Genomic DNA, 13,441 nt, shown 5'->3' on the forward strand with positions numbered 1-13,441 from the left:
ATTATAAACGCTATCTTATTCGGGCGCAACCTATTTATGTTTCAGTTCAGCTTCCCGGCCAGGTCTCTGACAGCCTGCACGATGTCCGAAAGCGGAACCAGAGCCACGTCCGAGCCGCTGCGCGCTTTCATCTCTACCTTGTTATCCTTCAGAGACTTATCGCCGATCGTGATTCTAATCGGGATACCGATCAGATCCGCATCGTTGAACTTCACTCCCGGTCGTTCATCCCGATCATCCCATAACACGTCAATTCCCGCATCGTTCAACTGATCATAGACTTTTTGGGCGGCGGCGACGTGGTTTTCGTTGTCCATGCTGATAGGAATGACCTCAACCAGGTACGGCGCGATGCTCTTGGGCCAGATAATACCTCGTTCGTCGTAATATTTCTCGAGTGCGGCCTGCGGCGTACGGGTTATCCCGATGCCGTAGGAACCCATGATGCAGGGACGTTCTTTGCCCTCCGCATCGAGGAAGGTCGCGCCCAGCGTCTCTGAGTACTTGGTACCGAGCATAAACGTGTTGCCGACTTCGATACCGCTTTTGGCGATGAGTTTCGAGTCGTGGTAGGGGGCCAGATCCCCTTCGCGGGCTTCGGTTATGTCGGCGAGGGTCGATGCCGCGAAGTCCCGGTCGAGATTGACGTTGATGAGGTGTCGTTCGTTTTGATTGGCACCCACGACGAAATTGCGGAGGTTGGCAACCAGCCGATCGACGATTATCGGGACGTTTTTAAGTCCGACCGGCCCGGCAAACCCCACCGGAGCGCCGGTGGCTGATTCGATTTCTGCCGGCGACGCCATAACAAGCTCGTTCGCCTTTATCGCGTTCTTGAGTTTGACCTCGCTCAGCTCCCGGTCTCCCCTTACCAGGGCGGCGACAGGCTTACCATCGGCCATGTAAATGAGCGTTTTGACGAGTCTGGTCGGTCGTATCCGGAGGAAGGCGCTCACTTCCTCGATGGTGGCGGCTCCCGGCGTATCGACCGCCTCCACCGTCTTCAAGTCCGGCTCGACCTCGATAATGGCGGTATCTCGGAACTCGGCTTTTTCGACATTGGCTGCATACTTGCCGTCTTCGCTGACGATAATCGTTTCCTCGCCGGCGTCCGTATCTACGAGCAGCATAAATTCATGGGCCGCTTTGCCGCCCATTACGCCCGTATCCGATTCGACTTTGATGACATCCAGGCCTGCCCGCCGGAATACCGCGAAGTAGGCGTCCACCATCTTCTGATACGTGACGGCAAACGAGTCCTCGTCGGCATCGAACGTGTAGGCATCCTTCATAATGAACTCACGCCCGCGCATGAGACCGAAGCGGGGGCGGATTTCATCACGGAATTTTACCTGTATCTGGTACAGGTTGAGCGGAAGCTGGCGGTACGAGCGCACTTCGCCGGCGATCAGGTTTGTGACCGTTTCCTCGTGCGTTCCACACAGCACCATGTCCTGATCGTGGCGGTCCTTGAGCCGCATCTGCTCCTTACCGACGGTGTCATACCGGCCGGATTTTTGCCACAGCGACGCCGGGCACAGCACGGACATCGTGATTTCCAGCCCGCCGGCGCGGTTCATCTCTTCACGGACGATGGTGGAGAACTTCTCGATGACACGCTGCATCAACGGCAGATACAGATAGATACCGGCGCCGAGTTTTCGGATGTAGCCACCGCGCAGCAACAGCTGATGAGATACCAGCTCGGCATCGGATTGCGCTTCGCGCAGCGTCGGGATGTATGTCCTGGTCCAGCGCATGCTGTTTATCCTTGTCTGACAATATGTTACTTCTATCCGCGAGTCGGCGCCCGAAATTGCCATGTCGCGGAGAATTTTTAAAATACCTAATCATTATCTCAAAGCAACGGAAAAGTTTACGCTGGAACTGAGCATGCTCGCCGATACCCGCTGCATTTTGTAGTTGCGGATCACACCCACGCCGTATAAACTGTAGCGCCTGAGCGTTACAGCTCGGCACTTCTGAATGCCCCCGTGGTGTAACGGATAACGCGTCGGCCTCCGGAGCCGGAAATTCAGGTTCGATTCCTGACGGGGGTATTTTCTATTGCCAGTTATCACCCCGACATCGATGTCAATCAGGCCCGGAGATCAAAAGGGCCGGCGGCATTGCTGCCGTCGGCCCCTGGTCAATGAAGGGATACTAAGATACAGTGAGGATTTCTTATCGTTTGTCGGACAGCGTAATCGTCACACCCCAGTTCATGGGGTCCCGGGGCGGCGCCGAATTCCAATTGTTGAACGAGTGCGAGTCATCAGTGACGTAGATAACTTCGTATTCGCCTTTCGGCAATAGAACCGTGTCGTCCACTCTGCGGTTTTTGCTGGCGCCGCCGGCGTGGTCGGTCTTTCGCCAGGTCATTTCCCATACGTCCCGGCCGGTACTGCTGTCGATGATATACGCGTAGTCATACATGCGACCGCCCGTCCCTTCACCGACAGCATAGATATGCACCCAGGAATCTTTCTTTAGCGTGAAGCGCTGCCGGAGCCGTTCCCCGTCACGGACACGGGTCAGGCGGGCCAGCACATTACTTTGCTCGCTCACTTCGTCGGCAGTCACCAGCGTAATGGCCGACGCGGTTCCCTCGCGAGACGGATACAACGCCAACCCGTAGCTGCGGGCGTCATACGGCGCTGAGGCGTTCCAGTCGTCAAATGCATGCGAGTCATCGGTCGAATAGAACGCGTAATATAGACCGGGCTCGAGGGTAATGGTGCCGTCGAACATCCGGTTTTTCTCCGCACCCCCGGCATGCGTGGTGTTCCGATAGTCCATTTCCCAGACGACGCGCCCGGTTCCCGCCTCCTGGATCGCACCATAATCCACGAACTGTTTGTCGCTGCCGCACTCACCGATGGCATACACGTGGACATCGGTGGTTTTGCTGACGCGGAACGGCTGCTCCATGAAGTCGTTATCGCGTGCCCGGGTGAAGTCGATAATGGGTTTCTGCGACTCCGGGAGGTCGATTACCGCGAATGATGCCCGATCGGAATTGCGGCCCGGCAGCAGAGTCACGCCCCAGTTGATAGGATCGTACGGGGGCGCAGTATTGAACTCTTCGTATGAATGGGAATCGTCGGTCACGGCATACAGCGTGTATTCGCCTTTGGGTAGTGAGATCTCATCGTCGTAAACCTGGTTTTTCCTGCCGCCTCCGGCGTAGTCGGCATCCCATCGGGAGATTTCCCATACCCGTTCCCGGGTGCTATTGTTGATAATCCAGGCCTGATCAACCGGCTCGCGGTATCCGCTCGGGAACTCAATGAGGGCATAGATGCGGATGTTCATGTCCCGATTGAGACGGAAAGCGGTTTGAAGGTATTCGGAGTCCCTCAGTTTTGTGTGCCGGATTAAGGCGTCGGGGAAGCCGCCATCGGGCGTAAACGACTTGACCTGACCGGCCGACAGACCGTCGGCAGAGATCGTGACGTGACATTCGCGCAGTTCCTCGATGTCCTCTTCGTCCCACTCGCCTGAGAAAATCTCCGTAAACAGGTTTTTGAGGTTTATCGAGTTGTCGCCCCAGTTCCAGTGTCGACCTGCGTACATGTATAGCTCGTACTTGCCCGCCTGCAGTGATTCAGTTTCGTTAACCTGACGAAGCTGCCGGCTGCCGCGCACCCGGTCAGTAGCGCCGGGCTGCATAATCCACACGAGCTCCCGCGTATCAGTGTTCAAAATCCACGCGTACACGCTCAACTGATCAGCATCGCGCGGGCGCATTCCAACGGCGTCGATGGTCACCGAAGCGTCTTTGGTCAACTCAAACCCGGTGGCTCCCAGGTCTCCGGGTTGGAGCTTGTCGAGACGGGCGATTTCGACCGCCTCAGACGATACCGCGGCACACACCGCAATGACGAATATGATCAGCCCGAGTCTGTTTATGTTGCGCACTCAGGGTCTCCTTCTTTGGTCCATGCTCCCAGATGGAATTCAGACTTTCATTCCCTGTCAATACGTACGGAGCCGGCATAAGTTTCGCCGGCGCTGTGTCTTACGGCGACGTCCCGGAGCCTCCCAAGGGGCCGCGATCTGTTTGCGTTGGTTACCAATCGGTTACGCCACAACCCGCAAGTGAAACATCAATTCGATGATAAACTACTGGAAGAATGAACGAACAAGTGTGGCGACTGCGAAGACCTTTCGGGGATCCCCCGTATCCGAAACAAAGTCTTTGAAGCGCCGCTGCAAAAGCGGGCTGCTTTGAATGCGCCAGGACACGAAATCGTTGAGCCACGGGCGTGACAGCCACTTCTCCGCGAAGAAGTATCCTCGGTATCTGGGGCGGAGTTCTTCGGCGACACGCCTCGGATAGGCTTCAAGTTGAGAAAAGTCCCTGGAGCTGAGCGCCCGTGTGATGGCGTCAGCCGCCAATTCGCCGGTCTCCATGGCCTTCCCGATACCCTCGCCGGTGAACGGAAAGGTCGCCCCGGCGGTTTCACCGACCGCCACAAATCGACTCGTGGCGTCGATCAGGCGTGCACCTTGAAGTCCGCAGCGAAGTGCGGCCCCACCGAGTCTGGATACCTCCTCGGATTGCTCCATCAACCGCCGGCTCTCGGGAAACTCTTTCAGAAACGTCTCCAGCACGCGCTTGAGGCTGCCGTACGACTCTCCCTTCTCGAATTGGCATCCGCATCCGACATTGTATTCTCCGTCGCCGAGCGGTATGATCCAGGCATACCCGGGGATCAGCGAGCGGTCGTAGGAGAGGATCATCCTGTCGATGGGATATCGGGACCGTACGTAGCGGCGGACGGCGACTGCGCTGGGTTCCTCACGGGCAACCAGGCCTGTGCGGCCGGCCAGTCGGACTTGTGCGCCGGTGGCGACGACCGCAAGTCTCGAACGGATGACGCGATCGCACCCGGTGACGTGCAGGCAGACTATTCCCTCGCGATCTACGGAGGCTTCGTTGATTTCCGCATGACCGAACAGCACTCCGCGCCGTGCCGCGGCGAAGGCCAGTACAGCGTCGAATGTCCTTCTCTTAATAGTCCAGTACGTCCCGGGAACATCGAAGTGATATCGCCTCGGGCTGTAAATTGTCGCGACCGGCGGCTGGTGACCCCGGCGAGTTATTTCGTCCAACAGATCGGCGCGGCGGAGGGCATCAATGGCATCAAAGAGAAGACAATCCCCGCAGACTTTTTCTCGGGGAAAGCGATCGCGGTCGACGAGAAGCACTTCGAGCCCGGCGGCAGCGAGGTGGATGGAGGTAATGGATCCTGCCGGGCCGGCGCCAACCACGACAACATCGAACACTCGATCGGGCAGTCGATCGAGGGGACGTTGCAGCGTTTCGGCGGCGGCCTGTGTATCCGTTTCTTTGTGCATAAGCCCTGGATTTCGAGCACTAAAAAGACGTCAGGCACAACGGCGGAGTCTCAGTCGCAAACAGGCGCGTGACATCGGCAACTCGTGCAGGTTTGTCGATCGTCGCGATACCGTATTCACACAGCTTATCAAAAGTCACCGCGCCCATTACCATGGACGAGAATTCCGCTATCGGGAGGTTTATCTCAACCGTCGGTGAATCGACGGCTACCAATTCAGCACGTCCACCCCGAAACGCTACAACCCGTCGACCGTCATTCTCCGGAAGGAAGGTGTCTCGCAGCATAATACCGACTGAGATCTCGGACCCGGGAAATGCCACGGGTTGGAGTTGTCCGCACAGTCGATCGAAGTCAATCACGCGAAACATGATACCGACACCTGCGGTGTTGGTCTGGTGAAACACCGGCTGCTCCAAAACATCGCTGTTGTCACGGGGGTCCTGACAGAGATAATGAAAGGCGTCATCCGGTGATGCGATCAGCACGTGGCGCACCTGATCGAATTGGCTGTGAAGAAATCCCAACATTCCGCTCAAGGCGCGGGGAGTCAGGTACAACAGGTGGTGTACTCTCAGGTCATACTTAATGAAGTTGCCGGGGTCAAAGTTCGTAAAGGCCAGCACGGCGTAGCCTTCGAGGACACCGTCGAATTCATAGCCCAGGACTTTGTGCATGCGCTCCGGCCGAAAGGTCTTGAAAAACGTATGTTCGTTTTCCTCGGCCATGCCGTGCCGTTCGGCGGCGATCGCATTGTGGCAGCCCAGCAACTGCGGGATATCGTTGGCGTTCAGGAATCGACATCGGAATCGCTCTTCAGATGGAGGTAGCTGTTGCGCTGTCACGCGATACCGGTACATTTTGGCTCCGTAGCCAAATCCCATCTGGTGATAGAAGTCCGGTCGAAAGGGCCATAACAGGGCCAGCGAGGCTTCTCGCGAGCGGTACTGTCGCAGATAGTATTCCATCATTGCTTTGGCGACACCGCGTTTCTTGTGGGTCAGGTCAACCGCCACGCCGCCGACTCCTCCCCCGCTTATCAAAGTGCCCCTCACGTTGATGCGAAAATCGTGCAATCGCATAAACCCGACCAGTCGCCGGTCATCATAACAGCCGCAGTACGACACACGCGGATCCAGCAGTTCGTCCCGCATATACTGCCGCACGCGTTCGAGGCCCGCACTGCCATCCCGGGCGATACCTGGGTAAGCGTTAGTCATCAATGTGACGGCATCGTCAAACGATGCCTCGTCCAGTGGTCTGATCGAGTACATCAACTGACACCCCGTAGACGTGAAAACAACCTGGAGAGATACCGGTGAACGGCGTGTATACCGCCAACCGGCTCCGCGTACATGAGGATGCACTTGCCGGTGACAACATCGAGCCCCGCGGCCTTTGCCAGCGCGGCGGCCTCGGTGAAATCTGCACCCTGCTGAAACCAGATCCGGCGCACCCCGGTCCGAACAGCTTCGTCGACTAAACCGCCGACCCGCTCCGGTTTCACCACGACAATGACCGATTCAGGAGGATCCGGGATTACAGATAGGGACAGAAAGGCACGTTTCCCCTCAATCGGAACGTCACTCATGGAGACGGGGACAGCGTCGTACCCCCTCCGAAGCAATTCCCGAAAAACCGTATTACCGAACTTCCATCGGGTCCGGGATACTCCTACGACAGCGACACGTTGCGGCGTCGAAAAAGCGACAATGGCGGGGTCGGGTTTCACAGGCTAAGATTTCCTCTGGACATCATAATAGAGACGAACGGACTCCATGTGCAACCGCTTTTGGTTGCTCCGCGGGATCGTGGTGAGCTGTCACAGCGTTTGCATAGGTTTGCACGGGGAAACTTGACCGGAATCCGGGCCTCGTAGCTATATAACTTTATAACAATGACTTGCAGGCGTCTCCCGTCATCCTGATTTTCGGCATGCCATTTACAGGAGGTACGGTTGAAAGGGAAAACCGATGGAGCAACAACTGGTCGACATATTCGGGCAGACGGCGTACCTGGTTCTGATCGGCACCACCGCCGCGGCGATGTTCTTTGCGATGACGGCCGTTCGCGAGCTCCAGTCGCACAACGTCGATGGTGTGCTATTCCTCGCTCTGGCAGTGTTCTTCGCTATAGCGCACGTCGTATACCTGAACACCTTGCCGAGCCAGAGTCCACTGAAGGTCACCACTACGCCTGACGATCTGTGGCGCTGGGTCAATCTCTACTTCGCCCCCTCTCTGATTGTTTTGTTCCTGCTTTTCGGCGTCTACCGGATGATCGCCGATTCGACCCCGACCGGACTTGTGAAGGTCTTTTTCGGATTGACCCTGTTATGCTACATGTATATGGTGGGTCTACACTGGCCGGCCGACGTCAAGGGCATCATCGCACTCGTCTACACGGGCGCCTGGTTCGACATGGGCTTACGTACGGCGGTGTAAAGCCGGAATGCCTATACATGAGGATCGAGCGGCTCGTCCGCGCGTCCGGAAAACTCCCTCGTATTTGCGACTATCGCGGCGCCTACAGCATCTCCCCACACATTGACAGTGGTCCGACACCGGTCGAGAAACCAGTCGATGGCCCAGATGAAGCCGATTCCCTCCAGCGGAAGGTCCACCGCCGAGAGCACGAACACCATCATCACGGTACCTGCATGGGGTATCCCCGCCGCGCCGATTGACGCGAGGGTCGCTGTGAAGAAGATCACGACTTGCTGTCCGATCGTGAGATCGACTCCGTACACTTGAGCGATAAACAACGCCGCCACCGCTTCATACATCGCCGTCCCATCCATGTTGATGGTCGCCCCGAGCGGCAGGACAAAAGACGCGGCGCGGCTGTCTACCTTGTTACGGTCGACCACCTGTTCCATCGTCAGCGGGAGAGTTGCCGATGAAGACGCCGTCGTGAAGGCGGTGGCAAGCGCCTGGCCGATATTGGCGCCGTACGATAAGGCGTTTCGTTTTGCGAATACCCGGAGCAGCAGCGGCAGTGTGATTGCACCATGAATCATCAATCCGAGCAGCACAGTGAGTACGTACATCCCCAGCCGCGAGAGAAGGTCTGCGACCGAACCGCGCTCGCGCGCGACAATCTCCCCTATGATAGCCAGAACGCCAATCGGGGCAAACCATATGATAAGGGTGACCATCTTCATGATGGCCAGGTTGAGTGACTCGAAGAACTCGATAACCGGCTTGCCCTTCTCCCCCAGCGAACTCAGGACCGCTCCAAACAGGAGGGAGAAGAATATCAGTGGAAGGATGTCGCCGTCGGCAGCCGCTTTCACGATATTGGAGGGAATAAGACTGACAAGCACATCAAGCAGCGTTTTTCCCTGTCCTTTGGCCACGATCTCCGACACGTCCGTTCCCAATTGCTCGACGCCTACTCCCGGCTGGAGGAGATTCACCAAAATCAGGCCGGTGATCACCGCCAGTGCGGTCGTAGACAAGTAGTACAGGAAAGTGTATCCGGCGGTTCTGCCGAGCTTGCGCACGTCGCCGAGCGACGTGACGCCGACGATCATGGACGCAACGATCAGCGGTACAACTATCATCTTGAGGGCGTTCAGGAAGATCGTTCCGAGAAAACCGATAGAGCTGAAGAATTCCGGCAGGTAGTAACCACCCAGCGCTCCAAGGACGGCGGCGGCAATCATACCGGCCAGAACGATGTTGCCTGATTTTCGAGTCATCATAGGGAGAGCTGCCCTTTGTAGCTGAATCTCACGATGCAGTATATCTATGGGACGGTGCGCTCACAACGATAAAACTGCGCGCGGGTGCGATTGGGCTCGCGGATCAGGACTATTGCATTGACAGGCCCGGAAAGCGCGCATAGATTGATGTGAGCATTTCCTGTTCCCCTCACGGACGGTCGATAAACACTCAACATACCCACGGTCGCGGTCGATTATTGTTGATAACGATCAGGGAGACACACATGAAGAAACTGGTCGCGCTCTCGGGCGTCATAGTGCTGGCAGCGGGGATTTACTGGCTTCAGTACGACCGGCCGCGTTATATCACCGATGACTATCCAATCAAGGATCATCTCAGCCAGGGCGAGCGCCCCCCGAAGCCACCGGGTAAACGGCCCGGCGACTGGTTTCACGTCCAGCGAGCCTGGCCCCATGATACCCTATCAGTCGAGAAGCAATTGGTCGCAACCGAGTTCAGCCGCCAGGCGCTCGCCGCTTTCGCGCTCAAGGCCAGTGAGTCATCCGCCTGGCAGCAGGCAGGACCGACCAATATTCCGGGGCGCATTACGGCGATTGACGTCCATCCATCGGATCTCGCGACCGTATACGCAGGTTCAGCCGCGGGCGGCGTTTTCAAATCAACTGATTCAGGTGTGACCTGGTCGCCCATCTTCGACGATGTCGGCAGCCCGGCGATCGGCGCCATCGCTATCGATCCCAGTGATCCGGCGACTGTCTACGTCGGGACCGGTGAGGCCAACCAGGGGGCCGACAACTATCCGGGGACGGGAATATACAAGTCAATCGATGCGGGGTTGACGTGGAGCCACCTCGGCCTGACCGAATCACGCCACATCGGCAGGATCATCGTGGATCCATCCAATTCGCAGCGCATCTTCGTGGCCGCTGGCGGGCGACATTTCGGCGACGGGAACCCCGTTCGTGGCGTGTATCGCTCCGACGATGGTGGCGCCACCTGGCTACAGAAACTCTATATTTCCGATATCACGTCGTGTATAGACATCGTCTATAATCACAACGACGGCACGGTGCTGGCCGCCATGTGGGACAAAGTGCGGTATATCGATCAGCCTACGATTCTCGGCGGGCCGAATACGGGTGTCTATCGATCCTCCAATTTCGGAGACACTTGGGCGCCGGCGGGAGGCGGCATCCCGGGGCCCTCGGATACGCTTGGACGTATCGGACTGACGATGGCTCAGGCTTCAAACGTCGTGTACGCCATGTTTTCGAATCGAAGCGGCGAGTTTGTCAGCCTGTGGAAAAGCGTCAACAACGGGGCCACCTGGACGCGAGTGAATGACGGCGACCTGCTTGCCGCACCGTTGAACGCTTCGTGGGCAGGTGGCTGGTATTTCGGGCAGGTACGGGTGGCGCCGTCGGATCCAGATCTTGTATTTGCCACCGGACTTGACATCTGGCGCAGCAACGACGGAGGGGCCACGTGGTTCTGGACCTCCGGCAACATTCACGTGGATCAGCACGCCGTGTGGATCGATCCGAACAATCCAAACCGCGTATACTCCGGCGGTGATGGCGGCGTCAATTATTCGACCTCGGCCGGTAACAGCTGGGCGGTTCGACTCAATCAGCCGAGCACGCAGTTTTACGCCATCGAGATCGACCCAAGTGATCCCAACCGTCTCTACGGCGGAACGCAGGACAACGGTACGCTGCGCACGCTTACCGGCAACATAGATGATTGGACCGGGATTCTGGGCGGCGACGGATTCTACGTCATCGTCGATCCGACCGACCCGGACGTGATTTACGCCGAAGCCCAGAACGGATACCTGTATAAGTCCACCGATGGTGGTTTCAACTGGGGCTGGGCGCTTTCGTCCATCAATTACAACAATTACCGGCACAACTGGAGTACGCCGATCGCCATGGATCCGAATGACAACCTCGTGATCTACTACGGCACCAACCATTTGTTGCGCAGCATTGACGGCGCCGGCACGTTTGTCGAGATCAGCGGCGATCTGACAAACGGTCCGCATCCGCGCGGCAACTTCGGAACCATTACAACGATTGCCGTCGCGCCGTCCAACAGCAGTGTCGTGTACGTGGGAACGGATGACGGCAACGTCTGGGTGAGTCAGAATGTCGGCGCAGGCAATACGTGGACCAGACTCGATGCCAGTCTGCCAGACCGCTGGGTGACACGGGTGAATGTTGATCCGCACCACGCGAACATCGCCTACGTCACCTTTTCCGGTTTCTGGGACGGGGAACCGCAGCCGCACATATTCCGGACCGAGAACTATGGTGCGAATTGGACCGACATCGGTACGGGGCTTCCTGACTCTCCTATCAATGACGTTATCCCTGATCCGGAAGACTCATTGACGCTCTTCATCGGTACCGACTACGGAGTGTTTACGACAATCAACCTAGGTGCGAGCTGGGCGCCGCTCGGTACCGGGCTTCCGGTAATTCCGGTTCACGATCTGGCCTTTGACCCCGGTACTCGGCTGCTGGCGGCAGGTACCCATGGCAGGTCGATGTTCACCATCGATCTGGGCGGATGCTGCACGGGACAATCGGGTAACGTCAACGATAATATCGCCGGTACAGTAGATCTCTCCGACCTCATCTACCTGGTCAACGCGCTTTTCCAGGGCGGACCACTGCCACCGTGCAGTGCAGCAGCCAATGTCAACGGGGACTCGAACTGTGATATCGATTTGTCCGACCTGGTCTTCCTCGTAAACTACCTGTTTATGGGAGGCCCGGCTCCGATGCCGTGCATTGCGGGCTGCTAAGCCGATTTGCAGAGAGATTGGCAGGAGTCATTGTACGCGAGTGGTCGGCGGTCGCAGTCGGCCACTCTTTCTTGTTATTGCAGGATGGTCGCTCGGGGCTCTCCGTCGGTGAACGGCGTCAGTTCGGCAAGTCGCCGATCACCCAACTGAGATTCCATACTGCCTCAGGTTGCACTGAGCTGCCGCCGAACCTGACGGCCCGGCGGCTCTTTGAATCTACTATTTCGCCATGGTCAGGTCCTGCCGGTCGAGCTTGAGTTTCTCGAAGCTGTCGGCGGAGATGACATAGTACCAGTCAGCGAACCGGTTGTTCAGGTCTTCGGAGAGCCTGCGCCCTCGCTCCACCCGGCTTTTCCACCGGTCATGTTCGGTCGATAGCTCTTTGTTGCGACGATCATCGTCACTCAGCAGCGAGTCGGGTTTGGTGCGGAACTCTTCGTTGGCCGGCCGGGGCGGCTCGTCGAACGCCTTTGTATCGAAAGTGGTCGTTACAAAAAGATAGCGGCTCTCCTGCCCGTTCCCGGACGACTCCTCTGCGCCGTCCACACCGGCCGAAAGCGCGTCACCGGCGCCGAACAGGACTTCCCCGAACCGGAGCGTGTACGCTACACCGTCGTCGGTGAGCACCTTGAGCTCTCCCTCGTTTGAAAGTAACTGGCCATCCTGTCCGAGATAAAACCCCTTGCTCTGCAAAGACAGCACGTCGGCTTGTGAGATCGGCTCAGACGAAGAGGCCGTCAACGAACGAGACAGCCCTACCGGTTTGGGGCGCACCCCGACAATTGCGAGGCTGTCGAGCGCACCGAGCAGTCGATCGACGGCGATCGTATCGAGCGCGCGGCCGCTTGCGAGGTTATTGATTTTCCAGGCGCCGATATCGGTCCGCTCCAGCGTGATACGATCTCGTTCCTCCACTCGCCGGGTCCGCTCATTAATCGAATAGTCATTGATCTCAACGCGGTTGACTTTGCCCCGCGTGACTTCCAGTAGATCGGTCTTAATCCAATCGCTGAAGCGGCCGCTCAAGTCGACATCGGCACGAACGGCATACACCCGTTTCTGGTCCGGCTGCCGCACGAACTTCATTCCGGCCCGTCCGGGAACATCGCGACCGAAAATGAGATCGGCGAGGACCACGTCGTTCTGCCCGCGCACCGTGACGCGGGTTCCCCGGCCGTTGATCGACGGGCTGCTCTCATCGAGCGGATCTATCACCCCCAGCGTATCAAAATCGGCCGGCGAGTCGGTGCGGAAGTCGTCTTTCTTGAGTTCGATTATCCCCGCCGCGGTCCTGGCAAGCCGGTCGCGCGCGTCGGCCGGATAGTCGTGGTGGGATGGAATGGTCCATCGTCCATCCTTGAAATGCACTTTGAAAGGCCGCGCCGTGCCGGTTTCCTTGTCGAAGCTCACAATCTCAAGGCTCTGGGCCGCGTTCGGATCCGTGAAGTCGGCGAAGAATGGCTCGCCCTGATCCATGAAGGCCTCGGGAGTAATGCGTGACGGCGATGCGATCCAGGCTATAACAGCCAACACGACCGCTACCGCAGCGTAGATGACGGTTTTCCGGGTCTGGTCCATTG

At 57.7% G+C, this 13,441-nt stretch carries 9 protein-coding genes and 1 tRNA gene; 3 read left to right on the top strand and 7 right to left on the bottom strand.

What is annotated here, in order from left to right; all coding sequences use genetic code 11:
• Positions 1–41: 41 nt before the first annotated feature.
• A complete protein-coding gene (locus RBT76_04100; GenBank protein ID MDX9856952.1) occupies positions 42–1,760 on the bottom strand; it encodes a proline--tRNA ligase in 1,719 nt (572 codons plus the stop codon).
• A 228-nt stretch (positions 1,761–1,988) separates the two neighbouring features.
• On the opposite strand from RBT76_04100, the gene RBT76_04105 reads away from it, so the two are divergent.
• Positions 1,989–2,060 (top strand) — tRNA-Arg (locus tag RBT76_04105).
• Between the two features lie 124 nt (positions 2,061–2,184).
• On the opposite strand, the gene RBT76_04110 is transcribed toward RBT76_04105, so the two are convergent.
• From RBT76_04110 to RBT76_04125, 4 genes are all read right to left on the bottom strand, one after another.
• Positions 2,185–3,921 carry a hypothetical protein gene (locus RBT76_04110; protein MDX9856953.1) on the bottom strand — a complete coding sequence of 579 codons (1,737 nt, stop codon included), beginning with the start codon at positions 3,919–3,921 and terminating at the stop codon, positions 2,185–2,187.
• 204 nt (positions 3,922–4,125) lie between these two features.
• Complete coding sequence (locus RBT76_04115) at positions 4,126–5,364, bottom strand: NAD(P)/FAD-dependent oxidoreductase (protein MDX9856954.1); 1,239 nt, start codon at positions 5,362–5,364, stop codon at positions 4,126–4,128.
• Positions 5,365–5,383: 19 nt separating this feature from the next.
• Positions 5,384–6,637, bottom strand: coding sequence for a GNAT family N-acetyltransferase (locus RBT76_04120; protein ID MDX9856955.1), 1,254 nt, complete (start codon positions 6,635–6,637; stop codon positions 5,384–5,386).
• Positions 6,637–7,095: a CoA-binding protein gene (locus tag RBT76_04125; protein MDX9856956.1), complete on the bottom strand. Its 459-nt coding sequence runs from the start codon at positions 7,093–7,095 to the stop codon at positions 6,637–6,639. The genes RBT76_04120 and RBT76_04125 overlap by 1 nt, the downstream gene beginning before the upstream one ends.
• 241 nt (positions 7,096–7,336) lie before the next feature.
• Here RBT76_04125 and RBT76_04130 point away from each other — a divergent pair, with 241 nt between their 5' ends.
• Positions 7,337–7,807 carry a hypothetical protein gene (locus tag RBT76_04130; GenBank protein MDX9856957.1) on the top strand — a complete coding sequence of 157 codons (471 nt, stop codon included), beginning with the start codon at positions 7,337–7,339 and terminating at the stop codon, positions 7,805–7,807.
• A gap of 11 nt (positions 7,808–7,818) precedes the next feature.
• Here RBT76_04130 and RBT76_04135 read toward each other — a convergent pair whose 3' ends face one another.
• Positions 7,819–9,069 (bottom strand): dicarboxylate/amino acid:cation symporter, encoded by a 1,251-nt coding sequence (locus tag RBT76_04135; protein MDX9856958.1) that lies wholly within the window; start codon positions 9,067–9,069, stop codon positions 7,819–7,821.
• Positions 9,070–9,314: 245 nt separating this feature from the next.
• Between RBT76_04135 and RBT76_04140 the strand changes: the two genes are divergently transcribed.
• Positions 9,315–11,861 (top strand): glycosyl hydrolase, encoded by a 2,547-nt coding sequence (locus RBT76_04140; GenBank protein ID MDX9856959.1) that lies wholly within the window; start codon positions 9,315–9,317, stop codon positions 11,859–11,861.
• A gap of 219 nt (positions 11,862–12,080) precedes the next feature.
• On the opposite strand, the gene RBT76_04145 is transcribed toward RBT76_04140, so the two are convergent.
• Positions 12,081–13,439, bottom strand: a complete 1,359-nt coding sequence (locus RBT76_04145) for a DUF4340 domain-containing protein (GenBank protein ID MDX9856960.1) — start codon at positions 13,437–13,439, stop codon at positions 12,081–12,083.
• Between the last annotated feature and the right edge of the window lie 2 nt (positions 13,440–13,441).

This window comes from Candidatus Zixiibacteriota bacterium, from assembly GCA_034003725.1.
GTDB lineage: Bacteria > Zixibacteria > MSB-5A5 > GN15 > FEB-12 > WJMS01.

Coding starts and splice junctions, on each gene's coding strand:
- RBT76_04145 (MDX9856960.1), bottom strand. CDS start 13,439: ATGGACCAGACCCGGAAAACCGTCATCTACGCTGCGGTAGCGGTCGTG.
- RBT76_04100 (MDX9856952.1), bottom strand. CDS start 1,760: ATGCGCTGGACCAGGACATACATCCCGACGCTGCGCGAAGCGCAATCC.
- RBT76_04115 (MDX9856954.1), bottom strand. CDS start 5,364: ATGCACAAAGAAACGGATACACAGGCCGCCGCCGAAACGCTGCAACGT.
- RBT76_04140 (MDX9856959.1), top strand. CDS start 9,315: ATGAAGAAACTGGTCGCGCTCTCGGGCGTCATAGTGCTGGCAGCGGGG.
- RBT76_04135 (MDX9856958.1), bottom strand. CDS start 9,069: ATGATGACTCGAAAATCAGGCAACATCGTTCTGGCCGGTATGATTGCC.
- RBT76_04120 (MDX9856955.1), bottom strand. CDS start 6,637: ATGTACTCGATCAGACCACTGGACGAGGCATCGTTTGACGATGCCGTC.
- RBT76_04130 (MDX9856957.1), top strand. CDS start 7,337: ATGGAGCAACAACTGGTCGACATATTCGGGCAGACGGCGTACCTGGTT.